Annotated in this window: 16 protein-coding genes; 11 read left to right on the top strand and 5 right to left on the bottom strand. The window is 60.2% G+C overall.

Annotated elements, in window-relative coordinates; all coding sequences use genetic code 11:
- Window positions 1-26 precede the first annotated feature (26 nt).
- Together FHT69_RS13500 and FHT69_RS13495 are read left to right on the top strand one after the other, a co-directional pair.
- Window positions 27-1,568, top strand: a complete 1,542-nt coding sequence (locus tag FHT69_RS13500) for a sugar ABC transporter ATP-binding protein (RefSeq protein WP_028756397.1) — start codon at window positions 27-29, stop codon at window positions 1,566-1,568.
- 36 nt (window positions 1,569-1,604) lie between these two features.
- Window positions 1,605-2,630, top strand: coding sequence for an ABC transporter permease (locus FHT69_RS13495; protein ID WP_028756398.1), 1,026 nt, complete (start codon window positions 1,605-1,607; stop codon window positions 2,628-2,630).
- Window positions 2,631-3,026: 396 nt separating this feature from the next.
- Here FHT69_RS13495 and FHT69_RS13490 read toward each other — a convergent pair whose 3' ends face one another.
- Window positions 3,027-4,217: a DUF1173 domain-containing protein gene (locus FHT69_RS13490; RefSeq protein ID WP_028756399.1), complete on the bottom strand. Its 1,191-nt coding sequence runs from the start codon at window positions 4,215-4,217 to the stop codon at window positions 3,027-3,029.
- Between the two features lie 124 nt (window positions 4,218-4,341).
- Entirely contained in the window at window positions 4,342-4,605 is a 264-nt protein-coding gene (locus FHT69_RS13485; RefSeq protein ID WP_373289065.1) for a WGR domain-containing protein, read from the bottom strand.
- Window positions 4,606-5,233: 628 nt separating this feature from the next.
- Here FHT69_RS13485 and FHT69_RS13480 point away from each other — a divergent pair.
- The 7 genes from FHT69_RS13480 to FHT69_RS13450 all read left to right on the top strand — a co-directional run bounded on the left by FHT69_RS13480 (window position 5,234) and on the right by FHT69_RS13450 (window position 11,256).
- Window positions 5,234-5,557 (top strand): DUF736 domain-containing protein, encoded by a 324-nt coding sequence (locus FHT69_RS13480; RefSeq protein ID WP_028758523.1) that lies wholly within the window; start codon window positions 5,234-5,236, stop codon window positions 5,555-5,557.
- 339 nt (window positions 5,558-5,896) lie between these two features.
- On the top strand, window positions 5,897-6,064 hold the full coding sequence (locus FHT69_RS13475; protein ID WP_174824426.1) for a hypothetical protein: 168 nt from the start codon (window positions 5,897-5,899) through the stop codon (window positions 6,062-6,064).
- Window positions 6,065-6,183: 119 nt separating this feature from the next.
- On the top strand, window positions 6,184-6,495 hold the full coding sequence (locus tag FHT69_RS13470) for a hypothetical protein (RefSeq protein WP_246780716.1): 312 nt from the start codon (window positions 6,184-6,186) through the stop codon (window positions 6,493-6,495).
- 2 nt (window positions 6,496-6,497) lie between these two features.
- On the top strand, window positions 6,498-8,207 hold the full coding sequence (locus FHT69_RS13465) for an acetolactate synthase catalytic subunit (protein ID WP_029868298.1): 1,710 nt from the start codon (window positions 6,498-6,500) through the stop codon (window positions 8,205-8,207).
- Entirely contained in the window at window positions 8,204-8,962 is a 759-nt protein-coding gene (fabG, locus tag FHT69_RS13460) for a 3-oxoacyl-ACP reductase FabG (RefSeq protein WP_028756402.1), read from the top strand. The genes FHT69_RS13465 and fabG overlap by 4 nt, the downstream gene beginning before the upstream one ends.
- Before the next feature lie 39 nt (window positions 8,963-9,001).
- The gene (locus FHT69_RS13455; RefSeq protein ID WP_028756403.1) at window positions 9,002-9,673 is read left to right on the top strand and encodes a response regulator transcription factor; all 672 of its coding nucleotides are present in this window, start codon (window positions 9,002-9,004) and stop codon (window positions 9,671-9,673) included.
- 452 nt (window positions 9,674-10,125) lie between these two features.
- A complete protein-coding gene (locus FHT69_RS13450) occupies window positions 10,126-11,256 on the top strand; it encodes an RHE_PE00001 family protein (RefSeq protein ID WP_097622679.1) in 1,131 nt (376 codons plus the stop codon).
- A 221-nt stretch (window positions 11,257-11,477) separates the two neighbouring features.
- On the opposite strand, the gene FHT69_RS13445 is transcribed toward FHT69_RS13450, so the two are convergent.
- From FHT69_RS13445 to FHT69_RS13435, 3 genes are read right to left on the bottom strand one after another with little or no spacing between them, the layout of a single operon-like run.
- Entirely contained in the window at window positions 11,478-12,188 is a 711-nt protein-coding gene (locus tag FHT69_RS13445; RefSeq protein WP_029868142.1) for a Bax inhibitor-1/YccA family protein, read from the bottom strand.
- A gap of 20 nt (window positions 12,189-12,208) precedes the next feature.
- On the bottom strand, window positions 12,209-12,976 hold the full coding sequence (locus tag FHT69_RS13440; RefSeq protein WP_029868143.1) for an anti-sigma factor family protein: 768 nt from the start codon (window positions 12,974-12,976) through the stop codon (window positions 12,209-12,211).
- Window positions 12,963-13,502, bottom strand: a complete 540-nt coding sequence (locus tag FHT69_RS13435; RefSeq protein WP_003553462.1) for a sigma-70 family RNA polymerase sigma factor — start codon at window positions 13,500-13,502, stop codon at window positions 12,963-12,965. Before FHT69_RS13435 ends, FHT69_RS13440 begins: the two co-directional genes overlap by 14 nt.
- Here FHT69_RS13435 and FHT69_RS13430 point away from each other — a divergent pair.
- Together FHT69_RS13430 and FHT69_RS13425 are read left to right on the top strand one after the other, a co-directional pair.
- Window positions 13,501-13,695, top strand: a complete 195-nt coding sequence (locus tag FHT69_RS13430; protein ID WP_029868144.1) for a hypothetical protein — start codon at window positions 13,501-13,503, stop codon at window positions 13,693-13,695. The genes FHT69_RS13435 and FHT69_RS13430 overlap by 2 nt on opposite strands.
- Window positions 13,692-14,000: a hypothetical protein gene (locus tag FHT69_RS13425; protein WP_029868145.1), complete on the top strand. Its 309-nt coding sequence runs from the start codon at window positions 13,692-13,694 to the stop codon at window positions 13,998-14,000. Before FHT69_RS13430 ends, FHT69_RS13425 begins: the two co-directional genes overlap by 4 nt.
- The last annotated feature ends 33 nt before the right edge of the window (window positions 14,001-14,033 follow it).

The following is a 14,033-nucleotide window of genomic DNA, read 5'->3' as shown; positions in this document are numbered from 1 at the left end:
ACAGCTTTAGCAGCCATGGACAGGCGATGAACCACAGTTCCGACATTCCGTCACCGGACGCGCTTGCAACGCCGTTCCTTTCGCTTTCCGGCGTTGGCAAGACTTATCCAGGTGTCGTTGCCCTTGAGGGCCTGTCGATCGACATCATGCCTGGCGAGGTCATCGGCCTCGTTGGCGAGAACGGGGCTGGAAAATCGACGCTGATGAAGATTCTCGGCGGCGTGATTACCCCCGACCGAGGAACGATCATGCTCGACGGGGCAGAGCTTCGTTCCCTCACCGTGGAATCGAGCATCGCATCCGGCATTGCCTTCGTGCACCAGGAACTCAATCTCTTTGAGAATCTCGACGTTGCCGCCAATATCTTCCTGGGCCGCGAACCGCTGAAGGCCGGACCTTTCAAGCTCGTCGATCGAGATCGACTGCGAGACCTGGTCAAGCCGCTCCTGAAGCGCGTTGGGGCGCATTTTTCCGCCGACACACCAGTGGCATCGCTTTCCCTGGCCGAGCAGCAGATGGTGGAAATCGCCAAGGCGCTATCCATCAACGCCAGGCTCGTCATTTTCGACGAACCCACGTCGAGCCTGCCGCTGGCCGAAACCGAGCGGCTCCTGAGCATTATCAAATTGCTGAAAGCGGATGGCATCAGTGTCATTTTTATCTCGCATCGCCTCCACGAGGTTGAGCGCGTCGCAGACCGGGTCGTGGTCCTGCGCGACGGCACGCTGGTGGGCACACTCGCCAATCAAGACATCGGCCACGATCAGATGGTCAAGCTGATGATCGGTCGGGTGCTTGCGGCGCGAACCGCAAAACCGCAGCGCTCGCCCGGCTCGGTTGCGCTGAAGGCAATCGGCGTGCGCACCGAGGCCTATCCCGGCCGTCCCGTTGATCTGGAAATCCGGTATGGAGAAATCATGGGGCTTGCAGGGCTCGTGGGCTCGGGCCGCACCGAGCTTGCAAGGGTCCTCTTCGGCATTGATCGGTGCTACGGCGGAGCCATCCTGCAGGACGGGCGGCAAATTGCGGTCAAATCTGCCCGGGACGCCGTCGACCGCGGCATTTTCCTCGTGCCGGAGGACCGCAAGCGCAACGGCATTCTTCTTGATTTCCCGATCGCCCAGAACATAACCCTTGCCGATCTCCCCAAACTCTCCAGCCGCTTCATGCTCTCCGCTGAACGGGAGAAGGCGGCGGCCGAAAAGCAGCGCGTTCGTCTCGGTATCAAGGCGCCCTCGGTTTCGACGCGAACCGGCACTCTGTCCGGCGGCAATCAGCAGAAGGTGGTGCTTGCCAAATGGCTATCGATGAGCCCCAAGGTGATGATCTTCGACGAGCCGACACGCGGCATCGATATCGGCGCGAAGAACGAGATCTACGGCCTGATGCGAGCGCTTGCCGATGCGGGAGTGGCGATCCTGATGATATCCAGCGACATGGAAGAGGTGATCGGCGTTTCGGACCGCATCGCCGTCATGCATGAGGGCCAAATCGCCGGCATATTGGAAGAGGACGAAATCAGCCAGGAAAGCGTCCTTTTGCTTGCTGTTGGCAAACGGGTAAAATAGCGGCCTGTACAAATAAGTATCGGGGATGGATCTCGGATGATCAAAAAAGATCTCGGACTGCTGCTTTTGATCGTCGTCGTCGGCATCGTCGTCGCCATCATCAATCCGCGCTTCCTGCTGCCGATCAACCTGGCCAACACGGCCAACCTGATCGGCCTGTTCGGCATCCTGTCGATCGGCCAAGCCTTCGTCATCATTACAGGTGGTATCGAGCTTTCCGTGGGCTCGCTCGTCGCGCTTCTCGGTGTGCTGTTCGTCGATTTCATCGCGGTCCAGGATATGTCATGGATGCTGGCGCTGCCGCTCATTCTCGTGCTCGGTGCGGTCATAGGTGCCGTCCACGGCTGGCTGATCACCCGGCTCAACCTGCAGCCCTTCGTCGTCACCCTCTGCGGCCTCCTGATTTATCGTGGGGCGGCGCGTTTCTATACCGCCGACGGAACGGCGGGTTTTGCTTTTGGCCAAAATTTCCCCGAGCTCGAATTCCTGACCGCTGGGCGGTTTTATGGCGTTCCCAACACTTTCATCGCGCTCGTCATCATTGCCGTGGCCATGTGGGTTGTGCTCCATCGCTCCGTCTTTGGGCGCTATCTTTACGCGATCGGCAAGAACGAGGAGGCGGCCCGCTATTCCGGTATACGCACCGGCCGTATGGTCATGTCGGCCTATGTCATTTGCGGACTGCTGACGGCGCTTTCGGCGATTTACTTCGCCATGTACACGCGCTCGATCTCGCCGGCCAGCCACGGCCAGTTCTATGAACTCTACGCGATTGCCGCTGCCGTACTCGGCGGCTTTTCGCTCCGCGGTGGCGAGGGATCGATCGTCGGCGTCGTGCTGGGAACGGTCCTGCTCCAGGAGTTGCAGAATCTCGTGAATCTCCTTGGCATCCCTTCGTCGTTGAATTTCGCTGTCATGGGTGGCGTGATCCTCATCGGCGTCCTGATCGACCAACAATGGCACGCGATCCGCGCAAGGCGTCGCCTCGTCTCTGCCGCCCGGCAGGCTGAAACTCGTCTTTCAAACGAAAGCAGCCTGCCGGTGGTCGCCAACCAGGACTAGGTCCGGGGACGGGCCACGGTATAGGTGATCTCCTCTTTGCCTCAGTCGAAGAGGGCAAGTGCGGCAAGACAGGCTGCCGCGAAAGAAAACTTCCCTCATGCTTCGCTGCTGACGCAGAAAAATAGGGCCACTGGAAAACCAGGGCCCTTTAAGGTGTGAAGGTCAATGAACCTCCAGAGGGGAACAGCTGATGCGATGGCACTGGGAGGAAAACCATCAGCTGCATCAACTGAAGGCAATATGCACATATTTTGACCGGCTGGTAAAATATTTATTATGCAGTGCAGCTATGCGGAAAAGGGAGAGCCGCATCATCCAGACGGGACGGAGCCCATGTGGAACTGTTCCTCCTACCATTCGCCAGCATACGCGCGCCGACGCAGTACCTGCCGGCGATCACGGCAGTGGCGGCATTTCTCCCTCGGCGATGCGCCAGATCCATGGCGTCATCTCCGGTCTCGCGGCAATTATCTCATTCAGGGCGAGTTCGTAGTCTTTGCCGGCGCTTATCGGGACGATGAACATCGCGACGGGCGCGGGGCGTTGTTCCGGCAAGGTGATCGAGACCACCGGTTGTTCACGCGAGAGATTGAAGCGCAGGCCTTTCACGCTCTTTCGCTTCAGCCTTGAAAGACGTTCCAGGAGATGTTGCTCATGGATGCTCTCGAACGGGATCCAGTTCTCGTTGACCACCATCATGGCGATCTCCTCGATTGAAGCGATCCCCGCGGCGGATATCCCGAAGGTGGCGATCATGATCAGATGGAAGTCTTCGCTCGACCGCCAGAGCTCGAGTTCCGTCTCGTATCTGGCGCTCAATCGCCTCCATGTCCAGCCCTGGATCATGAAAGGAAAAGGGAGGTGGCGAACGACGATTTTCTGGCCGCCGCGGGCAACCGCGAAATCCTTAACCTCAGCCACGGTTACCATAAGCTTCCGGGGGCCATGACCGGCGTCAAGAGCATTTGCTAGCGCGTTTGCCCGGCGAGAAGCTATTCCCTCGCGGTCCTCCTGATGAAACACTTCCGGTACGAACAGAATGTCACTCAACGGTTCGCCGCGAGCGGTCATCTGTGAGGCGGCATTTATGAGGCTTGTCCGAACCCGGCCCCAGCCGCGTTTTCCGGACCACGACGAGCGCCATTCCGTCAACTCTCCCGCCTCCCAGAGATAGTGCAGGACGGCGCGCAACGAGAGCTTCTTTGTCTCATTGCGCAGAGCCGACTCGGATGCCTCGGAAGAAGACGCGGGTGCGCCGCGAGTGCCTTTCTTGGTCAGGGCAAATTCGAGCTTTAGGGCTGCCTTCCCACTCGCGTCGATGTGGATCGCGTTGCCGATCAAGGATCCTAAGCCTGATAATTCGTAAGGCGGTTGGTAGGACGAACATGCGGGGTCATGGCCAGGCCCCGAAAGCGGCATGCGCTTGATGAAATAGAGGTCGTCGACGCGTGCGATGTACATGGGAAGCGGCGGGTTCTTGCACCGGCACAGTGGCCGCAGCTTCTGCGCGTAAGCACGTTCGAGCCGGGCCTGAAGCTCGGGAGCGTCTTCGTCGAATGTCTGGTCGCCGATTAAAAATTGTCTCACAGCGCTCCCATGATCATCTCGCCGGACCGGCTTACCAAACCACGGGCAAAAGTACCACGGACTTCGACCATTATACTAGCGCAAATTAGGAAGTATGTTGTTGCTGGACCAGCGCGGTGAGCGATCAGTTCGACGGCATCGCAGCTTCGCTCGGTCTATAGCCCTTTCGATGTTTCCGGCGTGCGAGGTCGAGAAAATGCGCGACAGCTTCCTGTTCGGTCCCGAACATGTCGGTCCTTTCACCGCCACGCCTGCCGATCCGTCCCCAGTTACGCACGACCGCGGTTTCGCCGAACAAGGTCGGCTGGATCGCAAGCATGTAATAGCGCGCCATATTTCGGCTTGCATCAATGCGCTGGAAATGCAGTTGGAACGACATTCGGTTCATGTCGGGAATCATTCCTGCTGGGGCCGGCCATGTCCAACGAGAGTTTTGAATCCGTTGCATCCGATGGATTCCGTTTTGTGATGTGTTGGCGGGTCAAAGGGCAGCGAAGAGCGCCTGACGAAGCCGGTGCCGGTCTACCGGTGTGGCCCGGGCGCCAGCGTCGGGTTAATGGCGCAACACCATCCATGAGCCGGCGCTGCCGGGCGTGTCGCCAAGGATCACGTATTCGATCCTCGCAGCGAACATCTACACTTGGCATTACCGTACGACCTGTAGCGCCGATGCGATTACCGCGCCGCCCGCCGGGCGCCGACGTATGATGGGCCAACTGGTACGAGTTTCTGGCTTGCCGCGGTTAGCACGGTGAGGGCTTTGTGCGGAATGGCGGCGGGTTATTCCAAGCTCCTGCCTTCTCGCAAGCACTGGACCGAGCGCCATAATGGTTTGTCTCGCCCTTCGGTCGCACGAGGCCATTCCCGTTCTGCATGTCACCTTTCTAAGGGATCGGCCGCCATCAGCGTCAACCCGCAAGGGGTTCCCCTGCGCTGCGCTTCGGTGACGCCTGGGGCTCGGCCCCTTCTTCGGGCGCCATCGGGAATGGTCCCGAGCAACCGAAGGAGACAATACCATGGCCACCACGATCGCAATCCTCACCGCAAAGAGCGACGGTACCCTCGAAGGTATCTTCGCCACCATCCGGGTCAACGCCCCGATCGCCATCGTTCCGAATGCCAACAAGGCGAGCGAGGAAGCTCCCGACTACCGCATCATCCACCGCAAAACCGGCTTCGAGATCGGCGCGGGCTGGAACCGCATCGCCCGCCTGACCGGCGAGGAATATCTCGCGGTGAAGCTGGAGGCTCCGGAGATCGGCGTGATCTTCGGCAACGTCGCTCCAGCCCCCGGTGGCGAGCCCAACCGCAAGGTCATCCTCTGGAACAATCCGAGCTGAACGACAGACCGTCGGCCTCGAGCGATCGAGGCCGACTTCCGGAATGTCTCTGCCGCGAGTCTTGTTGTTATTCGAGCCGTCAAGGGCATCGAACTCGTCGACGGCTCTTCTGGTGCCATACGAGAGGGAAGGTCTGCTCAATCGATCCGAGGGTGTCATGGCGGCATGAAGGCCTCAAGGATGAGCGGTGCCCCCAATTTTGCTTCCGCTCCGGTCCCCTCCATGTCGACAAAATCGGCTCCCCCACTCGCCGGCTCCGCCGGTTGCTTCGCAATCCTTGACCCCTCCATGCCGCCATGGCCGGGGCGCTCGTCTTTCACAAACGTCAAGGAGACGACAATGACCATTTGCATCGACGAAGTCATCGCACTGCTGCAGGCCGAGCTGCGGAACGCCGATCCAGCCGAGCGTCGCCAGATCGAGAACGAACTCGAACTGGCGCTGGCCGAACGTGAGGTGATCTGGGCCGAGCAGGACGGCCGTATCGACGCCGAGCCTCCGTTCTGACGGAGGCTTATCGCCGTGTCCGTGACCCTGGGCGGCCGGATCGACCAGGCGCCAGGCCATCAGGGGTTTCGCCCCTCGACACTCCCCGCCGGCTGACGCCGGAAACGGTCGCGACCCCTTTGGGGCCGCTGGTCTCTTCTCTCTCTGACGTCCTAATTTACTCCAGCAAATCCGGCGTCAAGGACGGCGCGGTCTCTCCCAATTTTGCCACAAGCGATAAAATCGTTCGCGAGGCGTATCTCGCACCGGAAGAGGCCGAGTTGATGGGTCGGCTCTCAAAGCATTTCCTCAATTGCGGCATCCTGCTTCCCGATGGCGCTGCGGCCTGCATTTCGACGGCAATGACGACCGCTGACGGTGACGCAGTCATCTCAGCCTTCTCAGACTTCCTTTCAATCCTCGAAGTAACTCCAACCGAAGCAGGCATGTGACCATGGCAACCAATAATCTAACCGTCGCCGAGCGGATCGCTCTTTGCCTGAAGAGGCATGGCGTCACCCATATCTTTGCTCAGAGCCTGCCTTCGGCGGTTATCCTTGCGGCCGAAGCAATCGGCATCCGTCAAATCGCCTACCGACAGGAAAACATGGGAGGGACCATGGCCGACGGCTATGCGCGCCTTTCCGGCAAGGTCGGCGTGGTCGCAGCGCAGAACGGACCTGCCGCAACGCTTCTTGTTCCGCCGCTGGCCGAGGCGCTGAAGGCGAGCGTTCCGGTCGTTGCTCTCGTCCAGGATGTCGAACGCGATCAGGCTGACCGTAATGCATTCCAGGAACTCGATCATCTTACCCTATTCCAATCCTGCACGAAGTGGGTGCGAAAAGTTCTCGTAGCGGAGCGGATCGACGATTATGTCGATGCTGCCTTCACGGCAGCCGCCTCGGGCCGGCCAGGACCGGCAGCTCTCCTGCTCCCGGCCGACCTCTTGCGGGAGCAGATAGTCCCTTCGCCCTTTCGTCGTGAGGCTGTCCTAGGCCACTGGCCGCTCGATCGGTTACGTCCGCGCGATTGTGACATCGAGCGCGCGGCCTCAATGATCGCCACGGCCCAGGCACCCATCGTCATAGCCGGAGGAGGCGTCCATGCGAGCCATGCCGCTGGCGAGCTTTCGGGGCTACAGGACGAAGCCTCGCTTCCCGTGCTGACGACCAATATGGGAAAAGGCGCCGTCGACGAATACCACCCGCTGTCAGCTGGCGTTCTCGGGGCTCTCGTCGGGCCGCGATCGCTTGGGCGGCACACGCTTGCCCTTGTCGAAGAGGCCGATCTCGTCATTCTGGTCGGAACGCGAACCAATCAGAACGGCACTGACAGTTGGCGCCAAATCCCCCGGTCCGCATCAGTCATCCACATCGATGTCGATCCCACCGAAATCGGGCGCAACTACGAAGCGGTCAGATTGGCAGGCGATGCGGCCGAAACCATTAGCGCACTTCGAAGCGCGCTTGCCCGACGCGATCTCTCGTACCGCGCATCGCAGCGCGATAAGATGACGGCCCGGATCGCCGGTTTCTGGCGCGCGTTTGACACGGAGCGGGAATCCGTAGCTGGTTCGGAGAACAGTCCGATACGTCCCGAGCGGGTCATGTCGGACCTGCAGCAAGTGCTGACGGCAGAGACGACCGTTGTTGCCGATGCGAGCTATTCCTCAATGTGGATAGCTGGCCAATTGCGGGCTCTTTCCTCCGGTATGCGCTTCCTGTCGCCGCGGGGTCTTGCTGGACTCGGGTGGGGCTTGCCACTTGCGCTCGGTGCAAAAGCGGCGAGGCCGGACGAGCCGGTGGTCGCCATCGTAGGGGACGGCGGCTTCGCGCATAGCTGGGCGGAGCTGGAGACCATGGTGCGGAGCAAGCTACCCGTACTCATCATCGTCTTGAACAACGGCATCCTCGGCTTCCAGCGTGATGCTGAAACCGTCAAGTTCGGCAGCTTCACCACCGCCTGCAGCTTCGCGGATGTCGATCATCGACAGATTGCCGAAGCTTGCGGCTGCCCGGCTGTTCGAATCTCTGATCCCGCCGATCTTCCTCGTTGCCTCGAGCGCGGCCTGCGTGAAGAAGGGCCTTTGCTGATCGAGGTGATAACGGACGCCGACGCCCATCCCCCGATTTCGCTATTCGCTGCATTGGATCAGGCAGCATGAGCCAGGATACCCCGCGTGTTGCGGTCGTCAGCGGTGGCACGACCGGAATCGGTCTTGCCTCTGCGTTTCGTCTGCTCAGTGCGGGACATCGGGTTGCCGTCTTCAGCCATGGTGATGCAAGCGTCATCGCCGCAGGGGCCGCGCTTGCCGAGGCTTTCGAGCCAGAGCGGTGGCTGGCGAAAAAGGTCGATCTCCGCGAACCTGAGGCCATCAATTCCTTTTTCGGCGAAGTCGGTCGTGTCTTGGGCGCACCTGGGATTCTCGTTTGCAACGCGGGGATTTCGCCAAAAGGTCTTTCCGCCGACCTTACCCTGGAAGAGTGGAACGACGTGCTCTCCGTCAACCTGACGGGGGCGATGCTGTGTTGTCGAGCCGTTTTGCCCGTGATGAAGGAAAAGGGTTACGGACGGGTCATATTCGTTGGCTCTCTTGCCGGCCGGACGAGACCACGGATCGCAGGCGCCGCTTATGCGACGTCCAAAGCCGCACTTTCAGGGTTGTCCCGTGCGCTGGTGTCTCAATATGGCCCCTATGGCATAACATCAAATGTCGTGGCGCCAGGTCGCATCCTGACGCCACTGACAGGCTCCCCGCAAAACAACACCAACATCGACGCGCTGGCTCGTATTCCAGCCGGCAGGCTCGGTTCTCCGGACGACGTCGCCGGGGTCATTGCATTCCTGGCATCGGAAGATGCCGGGTTCGTCAATGGAGCCATCATAGATGTCAACGGTGGCGAATTCGCGCCGAGTTGAGTTTTGCCGTTTTGTCTGGCTAGGAAAGAGGCAATCGACATGGCTTCTGTCATTCTGGTTTGCTCACGGAACGCTGAGCTTTATCTGCTCCTCGCGCATATCCTGCGTTGTGAGGGCTTCGAGGCGCGTCTTGCTGCAAGTGACGACGATGTCGTGGTAGCCTGCGCATCTGCAGGGGTTTCCGCCATCGTACTGGATTGTGCAGGGTGGTCGAGTGATATTGCGCCGTTATGTGCGCTCTTGAAGAATTCAGGGATTCCAGTGGGTGCTCTTATCGGTGAGGACACGCGTGCCCAACACTTGGAGTTGATCAAGGCCGGGCTCGACGAAGGCATCACACGTCCTTTGTCGCCGTCAAAGCTTCTCGCCTTTCTCCACGGCATAAGGCCGCGCTCGGAGGCGCTAACCCAACCAAATTTTGCTGCCACCGCCGAGGTCGTCCTCGGGTCGCACGTCGTCGTGGTGTCAGGCACAAGAATAGCACTTGCGCCAATGGAGATGAGAATCTTTAGATTCCTATTAGAAAGGCAGGGGCAGATCAGTACGCGCATGCAACTCATCGAGGCCGTTTGGCCAGCTCCGCACGCCGTGGAAAGCCGGACGGTTGACGTGCATATCGGCCGGCTGCGAAAAGCATTTGCAGGACTCCGCAATCTGAAGATTCGCACGCGATACGGTGTGGGTTACGCTCTTGAATGTCACGATCTTTGATGCCCGATCATAGCTTCAGCCGGGGTGGGTCCGGATTGGCTAGCCTGAGAGATCGGTGCCAGTGGGAAGCGGCGCAGCCAGAATTTGACCTCGACCTGCAAAAACAGACTTCGTTTTCGAATTGGTTGGCGCAGCTAATGAGGTCGACAAGCTGACAATCTTCGAAGACACCCATTTTGAACCGGGCGATCGTTACCGTTCGGGAACGGCGTGCGGTGGTGGGGATTGCGAGCAGCGGTACTTCGAAGGATGCGATTGTCTATCTGAGAGAAATCGCAGGCATGCCTGGACGCCATGCCGCGTCCGAGAGTGCTTCCTTATGCAGCCGCTCGATCAGCCATCTTAACGGCTCCTTCCCATACCTTTTGTTGAAATACATCGTTAAACCATGGCATACATCGGAAAGAAACTCGTAATTTGCTTCCATTTGTGAAAAACCGTAAAGTTTAACAATGCGCTACGATATCGACGGTGCAATGCTCCAAACTCTGCTTCCCTCCCTTACCGCGGCGGAGGATGCGCTGGCGCGGCTGGACGAGCGGGTGTTGCGTTCGGTGGTCGGCGAAGGCTTTGCCGAACGTAGTCATTTCTTCGATGCCGCCGGCGCGCTTTGGGTGGCCGGCGAACTCGTGCATGTCGAGGATCTCGTTTTGCATGATGCGCATATGGATAGCCGCGCTCCGACCCACGAACTGACGATCGCCCATTCCGTGCTGCGGGCGCGTCGGCGCATATGGACCGGCGAACCCGGCTGGGCACTTGGCGTCGCGGGCCTCGCAACGCTGACCGCGACCGGCGGGGAAGGGGAGGGGAAAGCGCAGGACGCCAAGAGCCTCGCAGCTCCGGTTGAGGCCGATGAAGAGGGCGAGGATGAGGACGGGCCGCTCGCGGCCGAAATGGCGGAGATCGATGCGCTGCTTGCGCGCTCGCAGAAGCTGCTCGATATCCATACCGGGAAAACGCCGGCAGGCGAGACGGCCGTTGTCCCGGCAAGGCCCAACGAAGATCCTCTCGGCTTGCTTGGTGACGACGAATGGGACGAGGAACAGCGGCTTGCGGAGTGGCGGAGCGTACTGCCATTGGCCGACAGCCTGCCGCCGGTTCTTGGCGCCGTCATCCTTTTCGAAGCCTGGGAGAGAATCGAGCCGTTGCGACGTCAGCACTGGCTCGGCGGTCTTCTTGTCGCAAGCCAGCTGCGCGCCCGCGGCAAGGTTGCTTCGCACCTCTTTTCTTTCTATGGCGGATTGAAACTGGTGCGCCATGAGCGTCGTCGGGCGCGCGATCGGGCCACACGGCTGCTAGCCTTTCTGGAGGCGATGCATCTCGGTGCTGCGGCCGGCCTCAAGGAAATCGACCGCCTGTCCCTGGCGCGCACACAGATGGAGCTGCGCTTTCGCGGTCGCCGTTCGAACAGCAGCCTGCCGGAGCTTGCCGATTTCATCCTGTCGCGGCCGATGGTCTCGGCGGCGATGATCGCCCGTCATCTGCGCATTACGCCGCGCGGCGCGCTCAACCTCGTCAACGAGATCGGCATTCGCGAAATCACCGGCCGCGGCCGCTATCGCGCCTGGGGTATCATCTAGTGCATGTCGCCCAAAAGTGTGCAGCGGCTTTGGGACAACGACATGCATAAGACAAAGATTTAAAGCGCGTCGCATGAGTGCGATTTGACGCGGTTCGCTTGAAACGAAAACGGCCGGGCGTTGGCCCGGCCGTTTCCTTTAGGTGAGCACCCAGCCAGCCATCCTGTCACAGACTGCAGACCAGGCGCTCTTGCGCTTCCTTTGCCCCCAGAAGCGCAGTCCTATTCCCGCTCGCCGGTGAAGTTGAGCAGAAGCTGGAAGATGTTGACGAAGTTCAGGTAGAGCGAGAGCGCACCGAAAACGGCGAGCTTCTGGTTCGATTCCTGATCGAAGTTCTCCGAATACTGTTCCTTGATGTTCTGCGTGTCGTAGGCGGTGAGGCCGACGAAGACGACGATGCCGATCACCGAGATCGCAAACTGCAGTGCGCTCGAACCCAGGAAGATGTTGACGATGCTGGCGATGATGATGCCGAACAGGCCCATCATCAGGAACGAGCCCATGCGCGAGAGGTCACGCTTGGTCGCATAGCCGTAGAGGCTGGTGGCGCCGAACATCGTGGCGGTGATGAAGAAGGTTCGCGCGATGCTCATCCCGGTGAAGACCAGGAAGACGGAAGCGAGCGACAGGCCCATCACGGCGCAGAAGGCCCAGAAGGTGATCTGAGCGGTGCTGGCCGACATCGTCTGGATCTTGAACGAGAAGAAGAAGACGAAGGCGAGCGGAGCAAGCATCACCACCCACTTCAGCGGCGAGCCGAAGATCGGGACGTAGAGTGCCGGCGTCGAGCCGACGACAAAGGCCACGAGGCCTGTAATGACGAGGCCGAGAGCCATATAGTTGTAGACGCGCAGCATATGCTGGCGCAGGCCTTCGTCGAAGAGGGCCTGGGAGCCGGCGACGGCACCGTAGCGGGGATTGATCGGGTTCATGCTGATCTCCTCGGTTTGAATTAATAGAGCGAGCGGGCGAGCCGTTCGGCCGCCTGGTCGAGATTGAGACCGCTATCGTCGGCGATGAGCGCATAGGCGACCTCGCCGATCTGCCAATAGGCGGCTTCTGCTTTCTCAAGCGTGAGATGACTGACCGGCTTGACTTCGAAGGCGCCCGGGCGGACGGCGAAAAGCGACAGCCGCTTTCCATCGGACTGCTCGATCGCCATTTCGACGCTGGGGCCGAATTCGGACGGGAAGATCTGCACGTCGGCAACTTTCCAATCCCTAGGCAGTTCGGGCATCACGATCGCGGTGGCGGCGCGGATGTCGTCAGCGTTATAGGTGGCCGATGTCTGCGAAGGCATCGATTGGCGCAGGGCCGCGGTCTGATAAGCGCGAACGGCATCCTCGACATAGGCGGGCGCCGGGACGGAAGCCGACACCTCCGTCGCCGAGAAGGCGCCGAAGGAATTGTGCGCCACCCAGCCGGCGGCGATCAGAATACCGACGGCGGCAACGCGCTGCATGGAATGGAAGATGCGGCCATAGGAAAGGCCACGTTCCAGCCGGCGGGCGGCATCGCGGGTCTCTGGGCGGCCGAAGGCACTTTCGCCGGCAAGCGCCAGACGCAGTTCGCCCTTGACGCTGAGGTCGGCCATCACCTTGGCGGCAATCGCCGGATGCTCGGAAAGATAGGATTCCACCTGGATGCGACGGGCGACATCGAGTTCGCCATCGACGTAGGCGTCGAGATCGGCATCGAGGATCGGATCAATTGCTTTCATTGCCGTTCCCTCCGATGATTCTCAGATGCGAAACGCGTGGCGTCTTCTCCTCGAATTCGCGCAGCTGCGCACGAGCCCGCGAGATGCGCGACATCAGCGTCCCCACGGGAATGCCGAGCGCCTGGGCTGCTTCCTGGTAGGAAAGGTCTTCGATGGCGACGAGATGCAGCGCCTCGCGCTGTTCCTCCGGCAGGTCGAAGAAGGCGTCGCGCACCTGCTGCAGGCGCACAGCATGTTCCTGGCCGGCCGGCAGCGACTGCTCTGCTTCGACAGCCGCCTCGTCGTGGCGGCGCGTCAGCGACCGGTTCCGGCGCAGACGGTCGATATGGGCATTGTGCAGGATGGAGAGCAGCCAGGTGCGCAGGTTGCCGCCGCTGCGGAAGCTCTTGCGCTTCTCGAAGGCGCGCACCAGCGCATCGTGCACCAGATCCTCCGCCTCGTCCGAATTGCGCACCAGCGAGCGCGCGTAGCGCCTCAGCGCTGCAAGCTGTCCGATGACATCGAAGGGGCGGTCTTTGCGTTCCATGATTGAGTATACGCAAGTGCAGCCGATTTTATTCCCGGCCGAGGCAAAAAAGTTGATTAGCCAAAAGAATGCTGCCCGGACCACGATCGGACATTCTTCTCCAGTGGACAGGCGCCTCAAATCGGCGATTGTGTATGACAATTACATGACAGATCATGACGCCGCTGATTTGCAGGGGAAAAATAAAGAATGAAGGAAAAGAAGCGGGTCTACGAAGCTCTCGTGGACGGCGCCATGGAAGGGCTGACGGATGAGGCGCTCTATGATTTCGTCAAGGCGCGTTGTCCGAAGGCCACCAGCAAGAAGATCGTCCGGGCCTCGCTTCTCGCGCTGACCGATCCTCATCTCAGAGACCGCAATATTCTCGACGTGATCTATGCGCTGGCGATCAAGCATAGGCTGGATGACGGCGTGCTGGACGATAGTGAAGACGACGAGCCCGACGAGCGGGCTCAAACTTCGCAGGCGGCCAACCAGAACATGCCGCCGCTTTCCTGATGCAGGCCGCCTGAATCGGCCTGCTCGTGCGAA

It is taken from the genome of Rhizobium sp. BK008 (genome assembly GCF_014197345.1).
Classification (GTDB): domain Bacteria; phylum Pseudomonadota; class Alphaproteobacteria; order Rhizobiales; family Rhizobiaceae; genus Rhizobium; species Rhizobium anhuiense.
The sequence above is the reverse complement of the archived record's forward strand: the minus strand, read 5'-3'. Positions and strand labels throughout refer to the sequence as shown.